This is a genomic window from Streptomyces sp. NPDC053750, assembly GCF_044544295.1.
Taxonomy (GTDB): Bacteria; Actinomycetota; Actinomycetes; order Streptomycetales; family Streptomycetaceae; genus Streptomyces.
This window is the reverse complement of record NZ_JBITXB010000002.1, coordinates 262,387-283,502: the sequence shown is the minus strand read 5'-3', so window position 1 is coordinate 283,502 and position 21,116 is coordinate 262,387. Positions and strand designations below refer to the sequence as shown.

General features: G+C 74.4%; 22 protein-coding genes. 13 read left to right on the top strand and 9 right to left on the bottom strand.

Annotation, left to right across the window (positions count from 1 at the left end):
- The first annotated feature begins 3 nt into the window (after positions 1-3).
- On the top strand, positions 4-1,440 hold the full coding sequence (locus ACIGO6_RS06665) for an FAD-dependent oxidoreductase (RefSeq protein ID WP_399872241.1): 1,437 nt from the start codon (positions 4-6) through the stop codon (positions 1,438-1,440).
- A gap of 2 nt (positions 1,441-1,442) precedes the next feature.
- Here ACIGO6_RS06665 and ACIGO6_RS06660 read toward each other — a convergent pair whose 3' ends face one another.
- The 4 genes from ACIGO6_RS06660 to ACIGO6_RS06645 form a co-directional block, all read right to left on the bottom strand.
- Complete coding sequence (locus ACIGO6_RS06660) at positions 1,443-2,462, bottom strand: RNA polymerase sigma factor RpoD/SigA (RefSeq protein WP_399872238.1); 1,020 nt, start codon at positions 2,460-2,462, stop codon at positions 1,443-1,445.
- A gap of 34 nt (positions 2,463-2,496) precedes the next feature.
- The gene (locus ACIGO6_RS06655) at positions 2,497-2,853 is read right to left on the bottom strand and encodes a DUF6343 family protein (protein WP_399872236.1); all 357 of its coding nucleotides are present in this window, start codon (positions 2,851-2,853) and stop codon (positions 2,497-2,499) included.
- Positions 2,854-2,866: 13 nt separating this feature from the next.
- A complete protein-coding gene (locus ACIGO6_RS06650) occupies positions 2,867-3,292 on the bottom strand; it encodes a CBS domain-containing protein (protein WP_399873587.1) in 426 nt (141 codons plus the stop codon).
- 151 nt (positions 3,293-3,443) lie between these two features.
- Positions 3,444-4,220 (bottom strand): IclR family transcriptional regulator, encoded by a 777-nt coding sequence (locus ACIGO6_RS06645; RefSeq protein ID WP_399872234.1) that lies wholly within the window; start codon positions 4,218-4,220, stop codon positions 3,444-3,446.
- Positions 4,221-4,328: 108 nt separating this feature from the next.
- Here ACIGO6_RS06645 and ACIGO6_RS06640 point away from each other — a divergent pair, with 108 nt between their 5' ends.
- From ACIGO6_RS06640 to ACIGO6_RS06625, 4 genes are all read left to right on the top strand, one after another.
- Positions 4,329-5,513, top strand: a complete 1,185-nt coding sequence (locus ACIGO6_RS06640; RefSeq protein WP_399872232.1) for a cupin domain-containing protein — start codon at positions 4,329-4,331, stop codon at positions 5,511-5,513.
- Positions 5,510-6,349 (top strand): fumarylacetoacetate hydrolase family protein, encoded by an 840-nt coding sequence (locus tag ACIGO6_RS06635; RefSeq protein ID WP_399872230.1) that lies wholly within the window; start codon positions 5,510-5,512, stop codon positions 6,347-6,349. Before ACIGO6_RS06640 ends, ACIGO6_RS06635 begins: the two co-directional genes overlap by 4 nt.
- A complete protein-coding gene (locus ACIGO6_RS06630; protein WP_399872229.1) occupies positions 6,349-7,056 on the top strand; it encodes a maleylpyruvate isomerase family mycothiol-dependent enzyme in 708 nt (235 codons plus the stop codon). The genes ACIGO6_RS06635 and ACIGO6_RS06630 overlap by 1 nt, the downstream gene beginning before the upstream one ends.
- Before the next feature lie 96 nt (positions 7,057-7,152).
- Positions 7,153-8,400, top strand: a complete 1,248-nt coding sequence (locus tag ACIGO6_RS06625; RefSeq protein WP_399872227.1) for an FAD-dependent oxidoreductase — start codon at positions 7,153-7,155, stop codon at positions 8,398-8,400.
- 37 nt (positions 8,401-8,437) lie between these two features.
- On the opposite strand, the gene ACIGO6_RS06620 is transcribed toward ACIGO6_RS06625, so the two are convergent.
- Complete coding sequence (locus ACIGO6_RS06620; RefSeq protein WP_399872224.1) at positions 8,438-10,408, bottom strand: BTAD domain-containing putative transcriptional regulator; 1,971 nt, start codon at positions 10,406-10,408, stop codon at positions 8,438-8,440.
- Between the two features lie 158 nt (positions 10,409-10,566).
- Between ACIGO6_RS06620 and ACIGO6_RS06615 the strand changes: the two genes are divergently transcribed.
- Positions 10,567-11,445 (top strand): alpha/beta fold hydrolase, encoded by an 879-nt coding sequence (locus tag ACIGO6_RS06615; protein WP_399872221.1) that lies wholly within the window; start codon positions 10,567-10,569, stop codon positions 11,443-11,445.
- 20 nt (positions 11,446-11,465) lie between these two features.
- Here ACIGO6_RS06615 and ACIGO6_RS06610 read toward each other — a convergent pair whose 3' ends face one another.
- The gene (locus tag ACIGO6_RS06610; protein WP_399872219.1) at positions 11,466-11,894 is read right to left on the bottom strand and encodes a VOC family protein; all 429 of its coding nucleotides are present in this window, start codon (positions 11,892-11,894) and stop codon (positions 11,466-11,468) included.
- Between the two features lie 161 nt (positions 11,895-12,055).
- Between ACIGO6_RS06610 and ACIGO6_RS06605 the strand changes: the two genes are divergently transcribed.
- Both ACIGO6_RS06605 and ACIGO6_RS06600 read left to right on the top strand, forming a co-directional pair.
- Positions 12,056-12,697 carry a LysE family translocator gene (locus tag ACIGO6_RS06605; RefSeq protein WP_399872217.1) on the top strand — a complete coding sequence of 214 codons (642 nt, stop codon included), beginning with the start codon at positions 12,056-12,058 and terminating at the stop codon, positions 12,695-12,697.
- Between the two features lie 61 nt (positions 12,698-12,758).
- On the top strand, positions 12,759-13,313 hold the full coding sequence (locus tag ACIGO6_RS06600) for a DinB family protein (protein ID WP_399872215.1): 555 nt from the start codon (positions 12,759-12,761) through the stop codon (positions 13,311-13,313).
- Positions 13,314-13,334: 21 nt separating this feature from the next.
- Here ACIGO6_RS06600 and ACIGO6_RS06595 read toward each other — a convergent pair whose 3' ends face one another.
- On the bottom strand, positions 13,335-13,760 hold the full coding sequence (locus tag ACIGO6_RS06595; protein WP_399872212.1) for a PPOX class F420-dependent oxidoreductase: 426 nt from the start codon (positions 13,758-13,760) through the stop codon (positions 13,335-13,337).
- A gap of 86 nt (positions 13,761-13,846) precedes the next feature.
- On the bottom strand, positions 13,847-14,374 hold the full coding sequence (locus ACIGO6_RS06590) for an SRPBCC domain-containing protein (RefSeq protein WP_399872209.1): 528 nt from the start codon (positions 14,372-14,374) through the stop codon (positions 13,847-13,849).
- Positions 14,375-14,543: 169 nt separating this feature from the next.
- On the opposite strand from ACIGO6_RS06590, the gene ACIGO6_RS06585 reads away from it, so the two are divergent.
- On the top strand, positions 14,544-15,503 hold the full coding sequence (locus ACIGO6_RS06585) for a LysR family transcriptional regulator (protein WP_399872206.1): 960 nt from the start codon (positions 14,544-14,546) through the stop codon (positions 15,501-15,503).
- A 20-nt stretch (positions 15,504-15,523) separates the two neighbouring features.
- On the opposite strand, the gene ACIGO6_RS06580 is transcribed toward ACIGO6_RS06585, so the two are convergent.
- Positions 15,524-16,390 (bottom strand): TIGR02452 family protein, encoded by an 867-nt coding sequence (locus tag ACIGO6_RS06580; RefSeq protein ID WP_399872203.1) that lies wholly within the window; start codon positions 16,388-16,390, stop codon positions 15,524-15,526.
- A 287-nt stretch (positions 16,391-16,677) separates the two neighbouring features.
- Here ACIGO6_RS06580 and egtA point away from each other — a divergent pair, with 287 nt between their 5' ends.
- Genes egtA through egtD form a run of 4 tightly spaced genes read left to right on the top strand, consistent with a single transcriptional unit; the run spans position 16,678 to position 21,087 of the window.
- The gene (gene egtA / locus ACIGO6_RS06575; protein ID WP_399872200.1) at positions 16,678-17,982 is read left to right on the top strand and encodes an ergothioneine biosynthesis glutamate--cysteine ligase EgtA; all 1,305 of its coding nucleotides are present in this window, start codon (positions 16,678-16,680) and stop codon (positions 17,980-17,982) included.
- A complete protein-coding gene (egtB, locus tag ACIGO6_RS06570; RefSeq protein WP_399872197.1) occupies positions 17,979-19,316 on the top strand; it encodes an ergothioneine biosynthesis protein EgtB in 1,338 nt (445 codons plus the stop codon). The genes egtA and egtB overlap by 4 nt, the downstream gene beginning before the upstream one ends.
- Positions 19,316-20,128 (top strand): ergothioneine biosynthesis protein EgtC, encoded by an 813-nt coding sequence (gene egtC, locus ACIGO6_RS06565; protein ID WP_399872195.1) that lies wholly within the window; start codon positions 19,316-19,318, stop codon positions 20,126-20,128. The genes egtB and egtC overlap by 1 nt, the downstream gene beginning before the upstream one ends.
- Entirely contained in the window at positions 20,125-21,087 is a 963-nt protein-coding gene (gene egtD, locus ACIGO6_RS06560) for an L-histidine N(alpha)-methyltransferase (protein WP_399872193.1), read from the top strand. The genes egtC and egtD overlap by 4 nt, the downstream gene beginning before the upstream one ends.
- Positions 21,088-21,116: the final 29 nt, after the last annotated feature.

The window sequence follows — 21,116 nt, the reverse complement described above, 5'->3', positions numbered from 1 at the left end:
GCGATGCCGATCCTGGAAGAGCCCCGCGAGCCCCGCACGGTCACCCTGCCGCCGCGGCCCGCCCGGCACGGGGGCCGGTGCGACGTCCTGGTGGTGGGCGGCGGTCCCTCGGGGTTCGCCGCCGCGGTCGGCGCGGCCGACGCCGGGGCCGACGTCGTCCTGGTGGAGCGGTACGGGTTCCTCGGCGGCAACGCGACCGTCGCGCTGGTGATGCCGCTGATGTCGTTCCACAACGAGCACAAGCAGGCCGCCTTCACCGAGTCCGGGGACACCTCGCGGCTGCTGCCCACCGACCACGGCGAGGGTGAACCGGTGGTCGCGGGCGTGCTGTGGCAGCTCCTCGACCGCCTCATGGGGCGCGGCGGCTGCCTGCCGCCCTCCCCGAAGACGGGGTACACGGTGCCGTTCGACCCGGAGCTCTTCAAGTCCTCCCTGCTGGAGATGATGGACGAGTCGGGGGTGCGGATGCTCTTCCACGCCTTCGCCTCCGGCGCGCTGCCCCTCGACGACGGCTCCGGCTGGCGGGTGGTGTTCGAGACCAAGTCGGGGCCGGTGGTGATCGACGCCGGGGTGGTCGTCGACGGCACGGGCGACGGTGACGTCGCGACGGCCTGCGGGGCGCCGTACGAGATCGGCCGGCCCGAGGACGGGCTGGTGCAGCCCATGACGCTGATGTTCCGCGTCGCGGACTTCGCGCGGCCGGACTTCGCCGACTACGTGCGGGCCCATCCCGACCAGTGGCGGGGCGTGCACGGCCTGTGGGACCTGATCGAGGAGGCGCGGGCGGACGGCGAGCTGCGGCTGCCGCGCGAGGACATCCTCTTCTTCGCCACCCCGCATCCGCGGGAGGTCGCCGTCAACAGCACCCGGGTCAACCGCGTGCTCGGCACCAGCGTGTGGGACCTCACCCGCGCCGAGTACACCGCCCGGCGCCAGCTGGCCCAGATCGACCGTTTCCTGCGCACCCGCGTGCCCGGGTTCGAGGAGTCGTACGTGGTGCAGAGCGGCACGCACATCGGCGTGCGGGAGAGCCGGCGCGTCCTCGGCGACTACCAGCTGACCGGCCACGACATCCTGGCCGCGCGCACCTTCCCGGATGTCGTCGCGCACGGTGCCTATCCGGTCGACATCCACAATCCGCGCGGTTCCGGCACCGTCCTGAAACGGGTTCCGCGGGGCAGCTTCTACGACATCCCGCTGCGCTGTCTGGTGCCCCGGGACACCGAACGGCTGCTGGTGGCCGGGCGCTGCATCTCCGGGACGCACGTGGCGCACTCGTCGTACCGGGTCATGCCCATCGCCATGGCGACCGGCCAGGCGGCGGGCGTGTGCGCGGCGCTGACCGTCCGGCACGGGCGCGGGCCGCGCGGCCTGCCGTACCGGTTGGTCCAGCGGGAACTGCTGCGGCAGGGGGCGCGGTTGCGGATGGGGGGCGGCTGAGGTCAGCTCGCCCAGTCCAGCAGGCGGTCGCGGGTCTCGGGGGCGCGGAGGTGGGCGAGCGACTCCTTCTCCAGCTGGCGGACGCGCTCGCGGGTCAGACCCACGTGCTGGGCCACCTGGTGCAGGGTGCGGGTGCGGCCGTCGTGCAGGCCGTAGCGCAGGCTGAGGATCAGGGCCTCGCGGGGTGCGAGGGTGCCGACGGCCTCGCGCAGTTCCGCGGCGAGCGCCTGGAACTCGGCCACCTCGGGGGCCTGCAGCACCTCGGTGTCGGCGATGAGGTCGCCGACGACGGTCTCGCCGGTGTCGTCCACCGGCGTGTCCAGGCTGACCGCGTCCCGTCCGACGCGGCGCAGCCAGACGACCTTGTCCCGGTCGATGCCGCTCTCGGCGGCCACCTCCTCGGCGGTCGGCTCGCGGTCGAGGCTCGCGCGCAGCCCCCGCTCGACCTTGGCGAGCTTCTGCAACTGCTCCACGACGTGCACCGGCAGCCGTACGGTCCGCGCGTGGGTCGCCAGGCCCCGTTCGATGGCCTGGCGGATCCACCAGGTGGCGTACGTGGAGAACTTGAAGCCCTTGGTGTGGTCGAACTTCTCCACGGCCCGGATCAGTCCGAGGTTGCCCTCCTGGATGACGTCCAGGAGGGGCAGCCCGCGGTGGGCGTGGCGCTTGGCCATCGACACCACGAGCCGCAGGTTGGCCCGCACCATGTGGTCCTTGGCCGCCTGGCCGTCGTGGACGGTCTCCTCGAGTGCGCGGCGCCGCGCGGGCGTCGGGGCGGGCTCGCCGGTGTCGGCCGCCTCCAGCTCCTCCATGGCCCGTACGCCCGCCTCCATGCGCTGCGCCAGCCGTACTTCTTCCTCCGCGGTGAGCAGCGGGGTGGCCCCGATCTGGGCGAGGTACTGGCCGAGCAGGTCGGGTTCCTCGTCGGGTTCGGGGATCCGGGTGCGCAGCCGCGCGGTCCGGGCAGGGGCGCGGCGGTCCTCCCGGGTGCCGGCCTCGGATGTTCGTGCCAGGGGAGCCATGTCGCTTCCTCCGTCCCCTCTCGGGTCTGTCGGGTCAGCGTGCAACGCCGCTGCCCGCGGCGTCGGTGCCCCGTTCGCGCCGCAGCCGGCGGCTGACGACCAGCAGGTCGGCCGCGGCCATCAGGGCGAACGCCGCGCACACGACGGCGAGGACCACCAGGCTGCCGCGCCCGGGACTGTCCCCGGGGCCGGCGTCCGCGGCCCACACGCCGAAGAAGGCGGCCCCCGCGACGAACAAGGGCACGAAGACGGCCGACAGCAGCCGGCGCAGGCGCAGCGGGCTCTGTGCGGTCGTCGGCTCGGTGCCGGTGCGGGGGAAACGGCGACCGAACGCGCCGGACCGCCCGCGAGGGGCGGGTTCCGCGGCCCATCGGGGGCGTCGGTCGCTCATGCCGGTCCCTCCGTCAGTGGTCGGGGGCGGCCCTGCTGATGTCCGCCAGGGCGGAGTGCGGGTCGTCGCAGGCCACGAGGTCGCCGAGGCTGACCACGCCGATCGGGACACCGCCGTGCTCGACGACCGGGAGCCGGCGCACGGCGTGGCGTCGCATCAGCTCGGCGGCGTGGTCGGTGGTGTCGTCCGGTTCCAGGGTGACGACGGGCGGGGGCGTGCACACGGAGCCGACCGTGGTGTCGTCGGGGTCGCGCCCCTCGGCGACGCCGCGGAGCACGATGTCGCGGTCGGTGAGCACACCGAACAGATCGCAGTCGTAGGTCACCAGGACGTCGCCGACGTCCTCCTCGCGCATCAGCCGGGCCGCCCGCGCCACCGTGGTCATGGGCTCGACGGCCACCGCCGCCGGTGACATCACGTCTCGGATGCGCCGTGTCATGGTCACGCCTCCCAGGCTGTCGGTACGGTCCGCGTGCAGGCCGCGTAGCCCGCACCCGGGCCGGTAAACCGCTTCCCGGGTACCCGGCGCGCGTCGGCGAAACCGCCACACCGAGGGCAGCGCGCCCGCGCTCCCGGCGGGTCCGGGCGGATCAGCGCCTCGTCGCCAGGTCCGCCTCCAGCGCCCGCGCCGCCGCGTTGAGCGTCGCGACCAGGGAACGGAGGCCGCGCGGGTCGTAGCGCACGCTCGGCATCGACACCGACAGGCCCGCCACGGCCGTACCGTCCTCGTCGCACACCGGGACGCCCACCGCGACCAGTCCCCGCTCGGAGCGTTCCTGGTTCACGGCGAAGCCGCTGCGGCCGACGCGCTCCAGCTCGGGCCGGAGCGCGGCGAGGTACGGGCGGTCGGCGGGCCGGTCGCGGTAGCGCTCGGGGGCGTAGACGTCGTCCAGCTCCTCGTCGGTGAGCCGGGCGAGGAGGAGCAGCCCGGCCGTGGTGCGGTGGGCGGGGAAGACCATGCCCTCCCGGGAGCCGACCCGCAGCGCCTGGGTGCACTCGACACTGGCGATGAAGCGGGCGGTGTCGCGGGTGCGGATGGTCAGGTTGGCCGTCTCGTTCAGCAGGTCGACGACCCGGTGGAGGTGGGGCAGGGCCGCGGCGCGCAGCAGGGAGACCTGGGAGCGGGAGTGCGCGGCCAGCTCGAGGACGGGGCCGGCGTGGTAGACGCGGTGGTCGTCGCGCACGGCGAAGTCCCGGTAGACCAGCATCGCCAGCAGGCGGTGCGCGGTCGAGCGGGCCACACCGAGGCGCTCGGCGATCTCCGAGACGGTCAGCGCGCCCTCCAGCTGGAGCATCGTGGCGGCGCGCAGGGCGTGGTCGACGCTGGCGATGGCGTAGGCCGGCGGGTTCTTGAGCGGCTTGTCCACGGCAACTCCTCTCTTCGCAGACTCCACCCCCGAGCGACCTCGTGGGAGGCGATTCTGCTCTCCAGAATCTACATGTCCTCGCTGCGGACTCGGGAGCAGGCTGTGCCCGTGACTTCCTCCCTCGCTTCCGAAACCGTCTCTCCAGACACCGCCACGGGCTCCTCCCCCGTCCGGCTCCAGGCCGTTTCCGCGGCGGACCAGCCCGAGGTCACCCCGGCGCTCGAGGAGCTGTACCGGGGCTTCGAGCAGGAGCTGCTCGTTCCGCTGTGGACCGAGATCGGCGACCTCATGCCCGCCCGTCCGCGCTCGCGCGCCGTCCCCCACCTCTGGCGCTGGGAGCGGCTGCGCGCGCTGGCCGCGCAGGCCGGCGACATCGTGCCGGTGGGCCGCGGCGGCGAGCGCCGGGCCATCGCGCTGGCCAACCCGTCGCTCGGCGGACGGCCGTTCGCCACGCCGACGCTGTGGGCGGCCATCCAGTACCTGATGCCGGGCGAGGACGCCCCCGAGCACCGGCACACCCAGCACGCGTTCCGTTTCGTCGTCGAGGGCGAGGGCGTGTGGACGGTCGTGGGTGGCGACCCGGTCGCCATGCGGCGCGGCGACTTCCTCCCGCAGGCCGGCTGGAACTGGCACGCCCACCACAACGCCACCGCCGAGCCGATGGCCTGGATCGACGGGCTGGACATCCCGTTCCAGTACGTCACCGAGGCGCAGTTCTTCGAGTTCGGCCGCGACGAGATCAGTGACGCCGAGCGCATCACGCCGGACCGCTCGCGCGCCGAGCGGCTGTGGGGCCACCCTGGCCTGCGACCGGTCTCCGCCGGGGCGACCGGTCCCGGCTCCCCGCTGCTCGCCTACCGCTGGGAGCACACCGACCGGGCGCTGGCCGACCAGCTCGCCCTGGAGGCCGAGGGCTTCGGCGGCACCGTCGAGCCCGGCCACGCCGCCGTCCGGTTCAGCGACCCGGCGACCGGTGCCGATGTGCTGCCCACCGTGCGCGCCGAGATGCACCGCGTCGCGCGGGGCGCGCAGACGGCGCCGGTGCGCGAGACCGGTTCGTCGGTCTACCAGGTCTTCGACGGCTCCGGCACCGTCACCGTCGGCGACGTCTCGTGGTCGGTGACCCGCGGCGACCTGTTCGTCGTCCCGTCCTGGCAGCCGTTCTCCGTGCGCTCCGAGGCCGGGTCCACCGACTCCGACTCCGGCGCCCTGGACCTGTTCCGGTTCAGCGACTCCCCCGTCTTCGAGGCCCTCCGGCTCGACCGCACCCATGTGGAAGGAACCACCCGATGAAGCTCGCCACCCTCCGTGTCGACGGCGCCACCCGCGCCGTGAAGCTGGACGGCGACGTCCTGGTCGACCTCGGCGTCCCCGACGTCGGCACCCTGCTGGCCCAGGACGACTGGGCCGGGCGGGCCGCCGCGGCGGCCGGGACGACGTACGCCGTCGAGGGCGCCGACTTCGCACCCGTCGTGCCGCGGCCGTCCAAGGTGGTGTGCGTCGGCCTCAACTACCGCAACCACATCCAGGAGATGGGCCGGGACCTGCCCGAGCACCCCACCCTCTTCGCGAAGTTCGCGGACTCGCTGATCGGCGCGCGGGACGACATCGCCCGTCCCGAGGAGACCGGGAAGTTCGACTGGGAGGTCGAACTCGCCGTGGTCGTCGGTGCCCCGGTGCGCCGGGCCGCCGGTGCCGAGGCCGAGCGGGCCATCGCCGGCTTCACCGTGCTGAACGACATCACCTGCCGTGACTGGCAGTTCCGCACCCGCGAGTGGCTCCAGGGCAAGACGTGGGACTCCAGCACGCCGGTCGGTCCGTACCTGGTCACCCCGGACGAGCTGCCCGGCGGCGTCCGTCCCGCCCTCGACGTGCGCCTCACCGTGGACGGCGAGGTCATGCAGTCCGACTCCACGGCCGACCTGCTCTTCGACCCGGTGCACCTGGTGGAGTACGTCTCGACGATCGTGCGTCTGAACCCGGGCGACATCATCGCCACCGGCACGCCGGGCGGTGTCGGGCACGCCCGCAGGCCGGAGCGCTACCTGCGGGGCGGCGAGACGGTCGTCGCGGAGATCGAGGGCCTCGGCCGCCTGGAGAACCGGGTCGTCGAGGAGAAGTCGGCCTGATGTCCCGTACGTTCGAAGAGGCCCGGGAGTGGGTCCGGCTCGGCACCCGCCTGCTGGCCGGGGCGGCCGACGCCGACGAGGCCGTGCTCGGTGCGCCCAGCGCCCTGCCCGGCTGGACCCGGAAGCACGTCGTCGCACACGTCGCGGCCAACGCCGACGCCCTCGGCAACCTGGTCCACTGGGCCGCCACCGGCGAGCCCACCCCCATGTACGCCTCCCCACAGGAGCGTGCCGCGGGGATCGAGAAGGGCGCGGTGCTGCCCGCCGCCGAGCTGACGGCCTGGCTGCGCGACTCGGCGCGGCGCCTCGAAGCGGCCATGGCCGCGCTCGGCGCGGACCAGTGGCAGGCACCGGTCGTCACCGCCCAGGGCCGTACCGTGCCCGCGACCGAACTGCCCTGGATGCGGTCCCGCGAGGTCTGCGTCCACGCCGTCGACCTGGGCACGGGTGTGTCCTTCGCCGACCTGCCGGCCGGTTTCCTCGCCGCGCTCTGCGCGGACGTCGTGGGCAGGCGCGCCGCCGGCCGCGGCCCGGCCCTGGTCCTGACGGCGACGGACGCCGACGCCCGGTGGGAACTGCCCGGCACGGGCGAGGCGGTGGAGGTCGCCGGAGCACTGCACGAGCTGACGGCGTACCTCACCGGCCGGCCCGGCTCCCCCACCACCGGCGACGGCCGCCCGGCACCGGCCCTCGGACCCTGGCTCTAGGCCCTGTCGTCACATCGCCGCCGGGCAGGCGGGAATGTGACGACAGGGCCTGGGCCCACCGCCGAGCCCGGCCCCACTCGACTCGAGGAAGACACGATGAACCCTGCACAACCCCCCACCCCGCCCGGCCCCGACGTCCTCGTCGTCGGCGGCGGCATCGGCGGCCTCAGTACCGCGTTCGCCCTGTCCCGTGAGGGACTGCGGGTACGCGTCCTGGAGCGGGCCGAGGAGTTCGGCGAGGTCGGCGCCGGCATCCAGATCGCGCCCAACTGCACCCGCATCCTGGACGAGTACGGCCTGTTGGACGAGGCGAAGAGCCTGGGCGTGCTCCCGGAGAGCATGGTGATGCGCGACGCCCTCGACGCCCGTGAGCTGACCCGCCTCGACCTGCGGGACCTGGAGCGGCACTACGGCTTCCCCTACATGGTCATCCACCGCAGCGACCTGCACGGCATCTTCCTGCACGCCTGCCGAGCCGCCGGCGTCGAGCTGCTCACCGACCGCACGGTCGTCGGCTACGAGCACACCGACGGCGGTGCCCGGGTCCGTCTGGCGGACGGGGGCGTCGAGGAGGCTCGGCTCGTCGTCGCCGCCGACGGGCTGCGCTCGGTGGCCCGCCGCCAACTGGTCGGCGACAACGTGGTCAGCTCCGACTACGTCGCCTACCGCGCGGCGGTCCCCATCGACCAGGTGCGGGCCAACGGCATCGCGGAGAAGGACGTCACCCTGCACGTCGGCCCGCGCTGCCACTTCGTGCAGTACGCGCTGCGCGGCGGCGACATGTTCAACCAGGTCGCCGTGTTCGAGTCCCCGAAGGCGCTGGCCGGGCAGGACGACTGGGGAACGCCCGACGAGCTCGACGCGGCGTTCGAGGCGACCTGCGACACGGTCCGCAAGGGCATCCCGCTGATGTGGCGGGACCGCTGGTGGCAGATGCTCGACCGGGACCCGGTCGACACCTGGGTGCACGGCCGGATCGCCCTCCTCGGCGACGCCGCCCACCCTCCGCTGCAGTACATGGCGCAGGGCGCGGTCATGGCGATCGAGGACGGCTGGGTGCTCGCCCGGCACACGGCCCGCCACTCCACGGCCGACGGACCGGACTGGGACGCCGTGCTCGCCGCCTACGAGGCGGTCCGCGTCGAACACTGCCGCCGGGTGCAGACGACCGCGCGCGCCTGGGGCGCACTGTGGCACCTGGACGGCGAACAGCGGCTGAGGCGCAACGAGATCCTGCGCGAGCGGGACGTGTACGACTACGGCTTCACCGACTGGGTCTACGGCCCCACCGCCCTCACTCCGGACGAGGAGCCCCCGATGTTCACGCCGATCCCGCTGTCCTGACGGGCCGGCCGGCGAAGACGCCCCGGCGGGGTGCGCTTCACGGACCGAGGGCCCGCCGGATCGCCGCGAGCCAGTCGTCGACCGGCCCGAAGGTGAGCAACCCACTGCCCGCGCCCGCGAGTTCCCCGGACGCGGGCAGCAGGCGTGCGTACGTCCGCTCCAGCGCCGGGCGGTCGCCGAGGTCCAGCGCGAGCGCGGCCTCGGCGCAGCACAGGGCCTCGTACAGGAGGTCGGGTGGGGGTTCCGTCAGGGCCCGCAGTGCGGTCCGGGCCTCGGTGTCGTGGCCCGCGGCCAGCAGGGCGAACGGTGCGGCCCAGGGCCGGTAGGGGCCCCAGTCCGCACGCGGGTCGACCCGGGCCGGCCGTCCGCGGGCCAGGCGCAGGCCGAGCAGGGCCAGGGGCAGCAGGCCGCGTTCCAGTCCCGGCATGCCCGCGCCGTCGAGCCGCGCGGCGGCGGACCGGTAGGCGGCCTCGGTCCGTTCGTACGGGCTGCCGGTGACGGCGTGGCGCAGGGCGCGGTACCAGTCGGTGAAGACGGGCACCAGCGGCCGTTCGTGGCGTTCGGCCAGTCGGTCCGCGGCGGTGGCGTGCTCGTCGGCGACGGCGAGGTCGGCGAGGGCCGAGCGCGCCTGGAGGCGGATGAGGTGGCCGAGCACCGCGTGGTTGACCAGGTCGTGCCGGGCGGCGAGGGCGACGAGTTCGGCTCCGATCGCGTCGCGGCGGGGGGCGAGTCCGGCGGTGGTGCAGGACTGCATGAAGGCTCCGTTGAGGGCGAACGCCAGCAGGGCGGGGTCGTCCAGACGCCGGGCGATCCGCTCGGCCTCGTCCGCCGCCCGCGGCCCGCGCGGCGACCGTACGCCCCGGGACTCCACGGCGACGGTGGCGAGCAGACGGCAGCGGGCGGCGTCGGCGGCGGGGTCGTCCGGGAGGACGGCGAGCGTGCGTTCGGCGGCTGCGACGATCCGCCGGGCCAGTGCGGGGTCGTCGCTGCGGGTCCAGATCGCGGGGACGTCGTAGGCGCCGATCACCCGGGCCGTCAGCTCCGCGTCCCCCGTCTCCTCGGCCGCCGCGACCGCCGCCGTCCGCTGCTCCCGGGCCGCCTCCAGACCACCGCCGCCGGTGACCGCAAGGTCGGCCAGCAGGCCGACGGTCGACTGCAGACGGGCGTGGGCACCGGCGGCGACCGTGCGGTCGTACGCCTCGGTCGCCCGGGCCCACAGCCGGGCCGCCGTCTCCGCCGGTTCGGCGGGCGGGTCCAGGACCGGGTCCTGGGCGAGGATGCCGGCCTCCAGGCGGCGCAGTCCGGGCCCCGGGTCGACGCCCAGGTGCCCGGCCAGCAGGGCGCGGGCCCGGCGCAGCACCGCGAGGGCGTCCGCCTGGCGTCCGGTGCGGTACAGGGCGAGGGCCAGCAGTCGCCAGGCCTCCTCGCGCCAGGGGTGCTCGGCCAGGTGGGCGTCCAGGTCGGGGACCGCCTCCGCGGCCCGGCCGAGGTCGACGAGGAGTTCCGCCCGGCGTTCGACCGCGCGCAGGCGCAGCTCCGTGAGGCGCGAGCGTTCACCGCGGGCCCACTCCTCCTGGCCGAACTCGGCGTACGCGGATCCCCGCCACTCCCCCAGCGCCTCCGTCAGCAGGGCCGGGGCCTGCGCGGCGGGCAGCCGGTCGGCCTGCGCGACGGCCGTCTCGAAACGCCACGCGTCCACGGCGTCCGGCAGCGCGCGCAGGGCGTACCCGGGGCCCTCGGTGACGAGCAGCCGGGCCGGGGCGCGCGGCGGGCGGTCGGGTTCCAGCGCGCGGCGCAGATCGCCGACGAAGGTGCGCACCGCTCCCACGGCCCGGGGCGGCGGTGTGTCCCACAGGTCCTCGACCAGGCGGGCGACGGGGACGACCCGCCGCCGGGCCAGGACCAGCCGGGCCAGGACCGCGCGGTGCCGGGGGCCCTTCAGGGCGAGCACGTCGCCGTCGCGCTCGGCCGTGACCGGTCCGAGCACACCGAACGTGACCGCGTCCATCTTCCGTCAGCTCCGATCAGCACCGCTCGCCGGATCACCACGGTACGCGTGCTGATCGGTTGCTGATTCACGCCGGGCAGGCTCGGAGCAGCAGTCAGGCCCGGCTCGGAGCGGCACCAGGCCGAACCGGAACCAGAACCAGAGAGGTACCGAACCCGATGACACCGACCATCCCCGGCTTCGCCCACGACCGCGTCACCGTCGCCGACGGCGTCGCCCTGCACGTGGCCGTCGGCGGCTCCGGCAGCCCGGTCGTGCTGCTGCACGGCTTCCCGCAGACCCACCTGATGTGGCGGCACGTCGCCGCCGACCTAGCGGCCGACCACACCGTCATCTGCCCCGACCTGCGCGGCTACGGCGCCAGCGACAAGCCGGCCGACGCCGACGGCACCGCGTACGCCAAGCGGACGATGGCCGCCGACGTCGTCGCCCTCGCCCGGGCGCTCGGGCACGAGCGGTTCGCGCTGGCCGGGCACGACCGGGGCGCCCTCGTCGCGGTCCGGGCCGGGCTCGACCACCCGGACGCGGTGACGCACCTGGCCGCGCTGGACGTGCTGCCGACCCTGGACATGTGGGACGTCCTGCACGGCACCACGGCGGCCGTGGGCTTCCACCTGTACCTGATGGCACAGCCGCCGGGGCTGCCGGAGCAGCTGATCGGCGCCGCGCCGGACGCGTTCTTCGGCCACTTCCTGGACATCTGGACCCGGGCGCCCGAAGCCCTGCCCGCCGATGTCCGCGCCGCCTATCTCGAGGCGTCCCGCGAGGCGGTGCCGTCCATCGTGGCCGACTACCGGGCCTCGGCCGGCATCGACGTCGTCCACGACCGGGCCGACCGCGACAGCGGCAACCGGCTGCGGATGCCGGTGACCGTCCTCCAGCAGGACTGGGGTGCGGCCCTCGGCTACGACGCCGCCGCGCTGTGGCGGGCCTGGGCGCCGGACCTGCGGCACGACACCGTCGACTGCGGGCACTTCATGGCGGAGGAGGCACCGGACGAGGTCGCCGGGGCGCTGCGGAAGCTGCTGACCCGGTAGGCCCCGCCCGGCCAGGCGGGTCAGCGCGCCCCGGGGACGTCCTCCGTGACGCCGTTCAGCGGCGAGGCGGGGTCGCTGCCGTAGGGGCGCGTGAAGGCCTCCATGCCGTGCCCGGACGGGTCGCTGAAGTACACGCCCCGACCGCCGTCGTTGCGGTTGATCCGGCGTGGGTGCCTGCCGTGCGGGTCGGCCTGGATCGGAGTACCGCCCTCGACGAGCCGGGCGAGGATCGCGTCGAACTCGTCCTCCGAGACGAGGAACGCGTAGTGCTGCACGGGGATGTCGAGGTCGACGGTGGCGAAATCGAGGGTGACGCCGTTGGCGGTCGTCACGGGCAGGAACATTCCGGCCGGCTCGCCGACCTCCAGCCCCAGGACGTGGGCGAGGAAGTGGGCGGACTTCTCCCGGTCGCGGGAGAGAACGATGGTGTGGTTGAACTCGACGGACACGGGTCAATGCCTCCGCGGGCATCTCCGCGGCGCCTCCATGCCTCACCCGGACGGTGACCGACACGCGATGCCGCGCCGTGGATCATAGACGAGGCCCTCCGGGGTGTCGACACCCGGAAATCCCGTGGAAGGCGCCGCCCGGCCCGTGCTTGCATGACGCCATGGTGTCCGCCGACCGTCTTCTCGCCTTCGCGGCGCTGTCGTTCCTCCTCGTCGTGATCCCCGGCCCCAGCGTGCTGTTCGTGGTCGGGCGGGCCCTGGCCCATGGCCGTCGCGCCGCGCTGACCACGGTCGTGGGGAACACGCTCGGGGCGTACGTCCTCGTCGTCGCCGTCGCCCTGGGGGTCGGCTCGGTGGTGGAGCGCTCGGTCGTCGTCTTCACCGTCCTCAAGCTGGCGGGCGCCGCCTACCTCGTCCACCTCGGGGTCAGGGCGTGGCGCGAACGCGGCTCGCTGCGCACCGCGTTCGCCGGTGACGCGCAGGCGCACGCCGAGGGCCGGCGTACGTTCTGGGAGGGGTTCGCCGTCGGTGTGACCAACCCCAAGACCATCGTGTTCTTCGCGGCCGTGCTGCCGCAGTTCGTCGACCGGGACCAGGGCGGGGTCGCCGCTCAGATGCTGCTGCTCGGGTTGGTCTTCAACATCATCGCGGTGGCCTGCGACAGCGTGTGGGGGCTGCTCGCGGCCACCGCGCGCGACTGGTTCGCGCGCTCACCGCGCCGGCTGTCCGCGGTCGGCGGGGTGGGCGGCCTGGCCATGATCGGTCTCGGCGTCACGGTGGCCACGACCGGGCGCAGGGACTAGACAGTCACATCGACGCGGGGGCGGCGACGGGCCCGGTCCCGCACGGACGAACAGGGAACCCATGAGTGACCAACCCGCACGCTGGAGCCGGGCGACCACGTACGCCGACATGTGGGTCGACCCGGAGGACGACCCCCGCGAGGGGGCCGGCCCGGACGGCGAACTCGCCACGCTGCAGGACTTCCTGACGGGCTACCGCATGACTTTGCGGATGAAGTGCGAGGGTCTCGACGCGGAGCAGTTGGCCCGCCGGTCCGTTCCGCCGTCGACGATGTCGCTGCTCGGCCTGATCCGGCACCTCGCCGAGGTGGAACGCGACTGGCGCAACTGGATCACCGACGGTGACCCGCTGCCGAAGCTGTACGGCGAGAAGGACGGGGACTTCGACGGGGCGGTCGCCGAACAGGCCGAGGCCGACGCCGCGTACCGCGCGCTGGAGCGCGAGCAGGCGGAGACCGACGCCGCGCTGGCCGCGCACCCGGACCTGGGCGAGCGTCTGGGCAAGGACAACACCTCGGTCCGCGAGCTGATGGTGCACAGGATCGAGGAGTACGCCCGGCACTGCGGGCACGCCGACCTGTTGCGCGAGTGCGTCGACGGCAGGGTGGGCCAGTAGCCCGGCCGGACACCGCCGGGGTCAGGTGGACGCCTGGTCGCTGTCCTTCATCGTGCCCCAGCCGTGCCAGCGCTCGACCTCGATCCAGGCGTTGACCCGGGCGCGCACCCGGTCGGGGTAGGGCTTGCCCGTGTACTGCCGGGAGAGACGGTCGATGCCGGTGAGCCCCTCGTCGTCGCCGGTCTCGACGACCCGGCCGATGAGCGTGACGTGCGTGTACCAGTCGTCGTCCGCGAGCACGGTGAGGGTCACGCGCGGGTCGCGGCGCAGGTGCCCCAGGCGTACCCGGCCCTCGTCGAGGTTGATCAGCACACGACCGTCGTCCTCCCACAGGTACCAGGTGGGTGTGGAGACGGGGGCGCCGTCCGAGCGGAGGGTGGCCATGACGCACGGGTTGGGGCGGCGCAGCAGTTCGACCGCCTCGGGCGGCAGCGGCGGCTTGGACATGCGGACTCCTTCGGTCGTGGCTCGTTCGGTGTCTGTCGTGGCTCGTTCGGTCTCCGGTGCACACGGTCGGCCGGACGGCCCGGTGATCAGCCTGCCACCCGGCCGCGGGCGGCGCGGACCAGTCCGTCCAGCCAGGCCTGGTGACCGTTGAGCATCGGGTTCGGCGTCTGCCGCGCCAGTTCGGCGGCAGGTCGGCCGATCTGCGTCTCCTGGGTGAGGATCCGGACCCGGCCGCTCGGCAGGTCCTCCACCAGCCAGGCGTGCAGTACGTCGAGCCGCTCCTCGGGCGTGCCGTCCTGCTTCGCCGTCCAGGACAGCCGGCCGGGCACGCCCTCGGCGGGGGCCTGGAACTCGACGACGTGCGCCGCGAGGGGCGGGAAGCCGAAGGTGCCGAAGCCGAAGGCGGTGTCCTGGCGCAGTTCGGGGCCGTCGTCGTTCGGGAAGGAGATGTCGGCGACGTTGTCGTAGTACGACTCCCAGGTGGAGGTGTCGACGAGGTGGCGCCACACCTCGGCGGCGGTCGGGCCCTGGACGATCACCTCGTTGGAGACGAAGTTGTCGCCGGTGCCGGGCAGGTACTTCTCCGGCCAGTTGATGGCGTTCTGCATGGTCATGAGGGGCTCGGGTCCTCTCGATGCTCCTGGCTGCATGGTTGCCGCTCGGGGTGGCCGCTGCCACTCGGCGACGTCCTCGACGGTAGGACGGCTTGCCATCGGGCGACCAATAGGGTGGCCGATCACTGCCATCGGAGTGCCGATGGCCGACGTCGTTACGCTGGGAGGCATGGAGAACCGGTTCCCCGTCGCGGGCGAGGCGCGCAGCGAGGGCGGGCGGCTTCCGGCGCACGCCGACCTGAACCTGCTGCGCACCTTCCTGGCCGTCCACCGCTCCGGCTCGTTCACGGCGGCGGCCCCGCTGCTGGGGCTGTCCCAGCCCACCGTGACGGCCCAGATCCGCACCCTGGAGCAGCAGACCGGCCGTCCGCTGTTCACCCGGTTGGCCCGGGGTGTGGAGCCCACCCCGCTCGCCCATGAACTGGCCGCCGAGATCGCCGGACCGCTGGACGCGCTGGCCTCGCTGGAGGGGCGCGGCGGCGCCCTGGCCGGACGCGCCGCGCCGGTCCACCTGGCCGGCCCCTCGGAGCTGCTGTGCGTGCGGGTGCTGCCCGCGCTCGCGCCGCTCGTCGCCGACGGCGTCCAGCTGCGCGTCGTGCAGGGGCTGACCGAGCCGCTGCTGGAGGAGATGCGGGCCGGCCGGCACGACCTGGTGATCGCCACGCGCCGCCCGCGCGGGCGCGCCCTGCCCTCGGTTCCGCTGGCCGACGAGGAGTACGCGCTGGTCGCGGCGCCCTCCTGGGCCCGGCACGTCGCCGGCCACCCCGACACCGACGACGACCCGTGCGCCGCGCTCCGGGACGTCCCGCTGGTCACCTACGCGGAGGATCTGCCGATCGTGCGGCGCTACTGGCGGACCGTCTTCGGCAAGCAGCTCGCCGCCCGCGCCGCGGTCACGGTGCCGAACCTGTACGCCGTGCTGTCGGCGGTCAACTCGGGCGCCGGTTACAGCGTGCTGCCCCGTTCGCTGTGCCAGGAGTACCTCGACTCCGGTCGGCTCGTCCTGCTGCGGGAACCGGAGGAGCCCCCGCTCAACACGCTGTTCCTCGCACAGCGCCCCGGCGCCGACACCAACCCGGACGTCACCCGGGTCCGCGACCGGCTGCGGGAGGCGGCGCGCAGCTGGTGACGGCAGCGGCTGCGGGAGCGCTACGACCGGAGCCGACGGCCTCCGGGTCGTGACCCGGTGCCCGCCGGCCACCGGCCGCCCTCGGGGAAGGCGCGTTCGAACGCCGCCCGGACCGTGCCGCCCGGCGTGCGGTCCAGGATGCCGAACGTCACCCGCTCGAAGGCCGACGCGAACCGTCCGCCGGGTCCGAGCAGGGTCCGGAACGCGCCCGCGACCTCGCCGGGGTCATTGCGGAACACCCCGCAGCCCCAGGCGCCCAGCACCAGCCGCCGGTACCCCTGGGCCGCCGCCGTCTCCAGCACCCGCTCGGCGCGTGCGGTCAGGGCTGCGGGCAGTTCGGCGGCGCGCTCCGGGGCCGTGCGCAGCACCACGCCCGCGTTCGGCGCGGGGGACGTGAGGAAGCCGGCGGTGTACGGCTCGTCCAGCAGCCGTCCGCGGTCGTCGCGGAAGACGGGCACGGCGGGCGAGTGGATGACGCGGTCCGTGTAGAACGGGTCGCGGTGGGCGCGGTGGTGGTCGTAGAACTCGCGGGCCCGCAGCAGGCAGGTGTACAGCGCGGAGGCCCGGCACAGCGCCTCCTCCTGGGCCTGGGCGCCGTTGAGATAGCCGCCGCCGGGGTTGCGGGCGGAGGCGAAGTTCAGCACGGCGACGTCGCCGCCGAGGCGGTGGGCGGCCTCCAGGCTGCTCTCGCCGGTGACCTCGAGGACCGTCCGCACCGGGGTGAGCGGGGGCACCTCCACGGGCTCCGGTCCGTACATCCGCGTACCCTCGCGCGCCGCCTCGGCCGCCGCCCCGATCGGCACCTCTCGTCCGTCGGTCGTGCGGTAGGACCCCGCCGCCACGATCTGCTCGGTCTGCTGTGCGATGCCCCGCAGGCGCGCGCTCATGGCGCCACCCCCGTGGACGCCATGACCGCGCACCGCGCGGTCTCCCCCGTCGTGCTCATGCAGGAATCCTGGGTGATGCTGGTGAGGCGGTGCAACGGAGTTTCCCGACCGGCGAACGCCGGGGAAAGCCCCCGGAAACGGACGGGTCGCGGAGATTACCGAGCTGAGATGCCCCGATATGCACCCTTGTGCGGAGCGGCACGAGGGTCTTGGGTGGGACGAGTGTGCCGACCCGGCCCACCGCACAAGGGTCGGCGGCATGGATGGAATCTCAGGAGGATCCCGACATGTCCGATGCGGTAAGTGGCTGTACCCGGCCACGCACCACTGTCACCGAAGCCGAGGTCGAGGCGCTGGTCCACGGCATCTGCTTCAAGACCGGCCCGCCCAGGCGTCTCGGCGTCGAGGTGGAATGGCTCGTCCACGAGCTGCGCGCGCCGCGGCTCCCCGTGTCACCCGAACGGCTCGAAGCGCTCTACTCCGCTCTGCGGACCGTGCCCCTGACGTCGCCGCTGACCGTCGAGCCCGGCGGCCAGCTGGAGCTGAGCTCGCTCCCCGCCACCTCCCTGATGGAGTGCATCGGCACGGTCGCCGCCGACCTGGACGCCGTCCGCGCGGTCCTGCGCGAGGACGGACTCGCCCTCGTCGGCCTCGGCCACGACCCCTGGCACGCACCGCGCCGCTTCCTGCGACAGCCGCGCTACGACGCCATGGAGGCCTGCCTCGACCGGACCGGCCCCGCCGGCCGCTTCATGATGTGCACCTCCGCCTCCGTGCAGGTGTGCCTGGACGCCGGGTACGAGGAGCCCGGCCCGCTCGGTCACGTACGCCGCTGGTGGCTGGCCCACCAGCTGGGCGCGGTCCTGCTGGCCGCGTTCGCCAACTCCCCGCTGGCCTGCGGCCGGCCCACCGGCTGGCGGTCCACGCGGCAGCTGCGCTGGACCGGCATCGGCACCGGCCGGGCGGGTGGCCCCCCGCTGGACGCCGACCCGCGCGGCACCTGGACCCGGCACGTCCTGGACGCCCCGGTGATGTGCGTACGCCGGGACGACGGCGCGCCCTGGGACGTACCGGAGGGCCTGACCTTCCGGGACTGGACCAGGAACCGGGCGCCGAGACCACCGACCCGGGAGGATCTCGACTACCACCTGACCACGCTGTTCCCGCCGGTCAGGCCGCGCGGCCACCTGGAGCTGCGCATGATCGACGCGCAGCCCGGGGACGACGGCTGGATGGTGCCGCTCGCCGTGACGGCGGCGCTGTTCGACGACCCGGAGGCCACCGAGACCGCCTACCGGGCCGTGAAGCCCCTCGCCGAGCGCACCCTCGGCCGGCCGGCTCCGCACAACCCGCTGTACCGGGACGCGGCCCGCGACGCCCTCACCGATCCGGAGCTGCGCGAGGCGGCCGTCACGTGCTTCACGGCGGCGCTCGCCGCCCTGCCCCGGCTCGGTGCCACCGCCGCGGTGACGGACGCCGTCGCGGCGTTCGTGGAGCGCTTTGTCCTGCGGGGCCGCTGCCCCGCCGACGATCTGCTGGACCTGCGCGGCGGCGCGAGCCGTGGCCCGTACGGGAGGGAGACCCACTCATGACCGACCCCGCCGCCACCACCGAGGTTCCCGTCGACGCCGACGCCCTGCGCGAGCGCGCCCTGACCACCCTCGTCACGGCCCGCGACCGCACCACGCTGCTGACCAGCTGCGTGGAGGGCCCCGACCTGACCGCGCAGGTGTCGCCGCTGATGTCGCCGCTCGTCTGGGACCTGGCGCACATCGGCAACCAGGAGGAGCAGTGGCTGCTGCGCGCCGTCGCCGGGCAGGAGGCGATACGCCCCGAGATCGACAGCCTCTACGACGCCTTCGAGCATCCCCGCGCCGACCGCCCGAAGCTGCCGCTGCTGGCGCCCGACGAGGCCCGCCGGTACGCGGCCGACGTGCGCGGACGGGCGCTGGACGTGCTGGAGAGCACCGCGTTCCACGGGACGCGGCTGACGGAGGCGGGCTTCGCCTTCGGGATGATCGCCCAGCACGAGCAGCAGCACGACGAGACCATGCTGATCACCCACCAGCTCCGCAAGGGCCCGCAGGCCCTGACCGCCCCGGACCCGGAGCCCGTGCCGCTGTTCACCGGCCCGGCGGAGGTCCTGGTGCCCGGCGGCCCGTTCACGATGGGCACCTCGACCGAGCCGTGGGCCCTGGACAACGAACGCCCCGCGCACCGGCGCGAGGTGGCGCCCTTCTTCATCGACACCACGCCGGTGACCAACGGCGCGTACCGGGCGTTCATCGACGACGGCGGCTACGACGACCCGCGCTGGTGGGCTCCGCAGGGCTGGGACCACATCCGCCGGCACTCCGTCACCGCCCCGCTGTTCTGGCGCCGGGACGGCGGGCAGTGGCTGCGCCGCCGCTTCGGGGTCACCGAGGCGGTCCCGGCGGACGAGCCGGTGGTGCACGTGTGCTGGTACGAGGCCGACGCGTACGCCCGCTGGGCCGGGCGGCGGCTGCCCACCGAGGCCGAGTGGGAGAAGGCCGCCCGCCACGACCCGGCCGGCGACCGCTCGACCCGTTATCCGTGGGGCGACGCCGACCCCGGTCCCGAGCACGCCAACCTCGGCCAGCGGCATCTGCGCCCGGCGCCCGCCGGCAGCTACCCGGCCGGTGAGTCGCCGCTCGGGGTACGGCAGTTGATCGGCGATGTCTGGGAGTGGACGTCGAGCGACTTCGCCCCGTACCCGGGCTTCCGGGCGTTCCCGTACAGGGAGTACTCGGAGGTGTTCTTCGGCCCCGACCACAAGGTGCTGCGCGGTGGTTCGTTCGCCGTGGACGCGGTGGCCTGCCGGGGCACGTTCCGCAACTGGGACTATCCGATCCGGCGGCAGATCTTCTCCGGGTTCCGCACGGCCCGGTCGGCGGAGGGCTCCTGATGTGCCGCCACCTCGCCTACGTGGGGCCGACGCGGCCGCTCGGCCACGTCCTCGTGGAGCCGCCGCACGCCCTGTACCGCCAGTCCTGGGCCCCCCGGCACCAGCGGTACGGCACGGTCAACGCCGACGGGTTCGGCGTCGGCTGGTACGCCGGGGGCGACCCGGTGCCGGCCCGGTACCGCCGGGCCGGGCCGATCTGGGCGGACCAGTCCTTCGCCGACCTGGCCCGGGTGGTGCGGACCGGCGCGCTGCTCGCCGCCGTGCGGGACGCGACGCTGTCGGGCGCGGACGCGGAGGCCGCCGCGGCGCCGTTCGCGGCGGGCACCTGGCTGTTCAGCCACAACGGTGCCGTGGGCGGCTGGCCCGGCTCGCTGGCCCGGGTGGCGGGGACGCTGCCGCCCGAGGACCTGCTGTCGCTGGAGGCCCGCAACGACTCGGCGCTCGTGTGGGCGCTGGTCCTGGCCCGGCTGCGCGCCGGGGACGACGGGGGCCGGGCGCTCGCGGAGACGGTGCTGGAGGTCGCCGCGGCGGCCCCCGCCTCCCGGCTCAACCTGCTGCTCACCGACGGCGCCACCGTCACCGCCACCACCTGGGGCGACACCCTGTGGTACCTGACCCGCCCCGGCGGGGGCACGGTCGTCGCCTCGGAGCCCTACGACGACGACCCGCACTGGCAGGAGGTCCCCGACCGCACCCTGCTCTCGGCGAGCGGCACGGACGTGCTGCTCACCCCGCTCAAGGACCCGGGCGACAGCGCCCCCGCACCGGCGACCGCAGCCGCCCCCGTCTCCCCGAAGGAGCCCCGCACGTGAGCCCGTTCCGCCTCACCCGCACGCTGCCCGAGGACGCCACGGACGCCGCCCTGCGCGCCGACGTCCTGGCGGGCCTGTCGAGCACGCCCAAGTGGCTGCCGCCCAAGTGGTTCTACGACGCGCGGGGCAGCGAGCTGTTCGAGGAGATCACCGCCCTGCCCGAGTACTACCCGACCCGGGCCGAGCGGGAGATCCTCGTCGACCGGGCCGGCGACATCGCCGCGGCGACCGGCGCCCGCACCCTGGTCGAGCTGGGCTCCGGCTCCTCGGAGAAGACGCGGTTCCTGCTCGACGCGCTGACGGATCTGCGCGCCTATGTGCCGGTCGACGTCAGCGAGAGCGCCCTCACCCTGGCCGGTCGGGCGCTGGTCGCCGAACGGCCGGACCTCCAGGTGCACGCGCTGATCGCCGACTTCACGGGCGGGCTCGCACTGCCCGAGACGCCGGGCCCCCGGCTGGTGGCGTTCCTCGGCGGCACGATCGGCAACCTGCTGCCGGACGAGCGCGCCGCGTTCCTGTCCGCCGTACGGGCGCTGCTCTCGCCCGGTGACGCCCTGCTGCTGGGGACGGACCTGGTCAAGGACGAGCGGGTGCTGGTCCGGGCGTACGACGACGCGGCCGGGGTGACGGCCGCCTTCAACAGGAACGTGCTGTCCGTGATCAACCGCGAACTGGAGGCCGACTTCACGCCCGACGCCTTCGAGCACGTGGCGCTGTGGAACGCCGAACGGCAGTGGATCGAGATGCGGCTGCGTTCGCGCACCGCGCAGACGGTCAAGGTCCAGGCACTCGACCTGGCCGTGGACTTCGCCGACGGGGAGGAGCTGCGCACCGAGGTGTCGGCGAAGTTCCGGCAGGAGGGCGTGCGGTCGGAACTGGCCGCGGCCGGCCTGGAACTGGCCCACTGGTGGACGGACGGCGAGGACCGGTTCGCGCTCTCGCTGAGCGTGGTGCGGTGAACGTGGTGCGGTGAGCGGCGGCGACCGGC